This window comes from bacterium, assembly GCA_037131655.1.
Taxonomy (GTDB): Bacteria; Armatimonadota; Fimbriimonadia; order Fimbriimonadales; family JBAXQP01; genus JBAXQP01.
Map to the genome: position 1 here is coordinate 1 of JBAXQP010000386.1, position 2,164 is coordinate 2,164.

3 protein-coding genes are annotated in these 2,164 nt (G+C 46.2%); 2 read left to right on the forward strand and 1 reads right to left on the reverse strand.

The genetic code is table 11. From position 1 onward, the window contains the following. Together cydB and WCO51_12750 are read left to right on the forward strand one after the other, a co-directional pair. A partial coding sequence (gene cydB / locus WCO51_12745; protein ID MEI6514121.1) for a cytochrome d ubiquinol oxidase subunit II occupies window positions 1-883 on the forward strand: 883 nt, incomplete at its 5' end. A 15-nt stretch (window positions 884-898) separates the two neighbouring features. Beyond that, the gene (locus WCO51_12750; protein MEI6514122.1) at window positions 899-1,744 is read left to right on the forward strand and encodes a YihY/virulence factor BrkB family protein; all 846 of its coding nucleotides are present in this window, start codon (window positions 899-901) and stop codon (window positions 1,742-1,744) included. Window positions 1,745-1,804: 60 nt separating this feature from the next. Here WCO51_12750 and WCO51_12755 read toward each other — a convergent pair. Beyond that, a partial coding sequence (locus WCO51_12755; protein ID MEI6514123.1) for a RidA family protein occupies window positions 1,805-2,164 on the reverse strand: 360 nt, incomplete at its 5' end.

Here is a 2,164-nt window from a genome sequence, read left to right on the forward strand (position 1 = left end):
GATGAACTCAATTGGGCCGGTATGGGACGGCAATGAAGTTTGGCTCGTTACTTTTGGCGGAGCGCTCTTTGCCGCCTTTCCGATGGCCTATGCGGCAGCCTTTTCGGGCTTTTATCTGGCATTTTTCCTGCTTCTGTTTGCCCTGATCTTCCGAGCGGTGGCGTTGGAGTTTAGAAGCAAAGAGAAGTGGTCTTGGTGGCGCAACACATGGGATGTCGTTTTCTTTGTCGCCAGCGCCCTTAGTCCACTGCTAATGGGTGTGGCAATCGGCAATCTAATTACAGGCGTTCCGCTTCAAAATGGCAATTTCGTTGGCGGTTTCTTCGAGCTTCTAAAGCCCTACCCAATTCTCGTTGGCCTTATGACCCTATCGTTGTTCGTGATGCATGGCGCAATTTATCTCTATCTAAAGACGGGAGACGAACTGCAAAAGCGCGTTCGAAAATGGATGTTGACGGCTTGGGGTGTGTTTGTGACTTTTTATATAATCACTACCAGCATCACCCTCATTACGATCCCAAGCGCGACCCATAACTTCGAGCATTTCCCCTTGATTTGGGGGATTGTAGTAATCAACGTGCTGGCTATTGCCAATATTCTGCGTTCGATTTATAAAAACCTGCAAGGCCAGGCATTTATTTCCTCAGCAATAACCATCGCTTGTTTAGTGGCATTGTTTGGGATGGCGATCTATCCGAATATGATCACTTCAAGCATTAGCCCAGCATATAACCTAACCATTTATAACGCCGCTTCTTCTCAAAAAACGCTCGCAATTATGAGATTTATGGCATTTATCGGAATGCCATTCGTATTAAGTTATACAATTGCAATCTATTGGATATTCAGGGATAAGGTCCGCCTTTCTCAACACAGTTATTAATAGGCGAAGTGGCTATTGAAGGTCAAACGTTTTTGGGCATTATTGATTCAAACTTACACGCAATGGAGTGAAGATCAGGCTCCAAGATTGGGTGCTGCGCTTGCTTTTTACACCCTATTTTCCCTTGCCCCGCTAGTAATTATCGGCACGGCAGTTTTTGGATTATTTCTTGGACGTGAAGCTGCTGCCGGTAGAATTACTGGGGAGATTCGCGATTGGGTCGGCCCCGCAGCATCTGATCAAATTCAGCAATTTGTCACCGCGTCTACCACTCATAGCTCAGCCATTACTGCAACAGTTATCGGAACTATTCTCGCTTTAGTAGGCGCCACCGGTATTTTTATCGAACTCAAGAGTTCACTTGATATTATCTGGAAAGTTAAGCCAAAACCAAACTTGGGCTTTATCGGCTTTATCAAAACCCGCTTAGCTTCTGTATTGATGCTGTTAGGGGTTGGGATAATATTTATCCTGCTAATCAGCGCCAACACTGCTGTGGCTGTTTTAGCAAGGACAATCGGGCCATCACTTTCCGGCGGACCCATTGTTTGGCAGATTATGAACATAGTCGTTTCAATGATAATATTAGCGCTTCTGTTTGCATTTATGTTCCGTTATGTACCCGATGTGGAGATTGCATGGGGTGATGTGTGGGTTGGAGCAGCTTTAACAGCAGTCCTTTTCATGATTGGCCGATATTTGCTTGAATTCTATCTTAGCCGGAGCGCTGTGACCTCCCTTTATGGCGCTTCCGGTTCATTGGTTGCCCTTTTATTGTGGATCTACTATTCCGCTCAAATCGTCTTCTTCGGCGCAGAATTCACCCAAGTCTACGCGAACAAGTTCGGTTCAAAGGCCTAATAGGTTGGTCAGTGCCAATCTCCTCTAGGCCTTATTTATTGCGCTGAACATCCTCTCAACTTATTTCTGTGATTGGCTAAAAGCGGTGCAGTCAATTGCGATTAGTTGATTGGAAGGGCCGACTAGTGTGGCTTGGACAACCGTTCTCGCAGGCCTAGGAGTTCGGATGAAATGTTTTTCGAAAACTTCATCGACTTTCGCTAGATCGTTCGCATCTCTCAGGTAAATCGTTACTTTCACTACATCACTCAAAACCGCTCCGGCAGCAATTAATAATCCGCGAACACTCTGCAGCACGGCTTCTGTCTGTTCGGCGATACTCGAACCTATCACTTTTCGAGTTTGCGCATCAATAGGTCCCTGGGCGGAGATGAAAACCCAATCGCCAATTCGAAGAGCAGGTGAGTAAGGCCCGCTTGC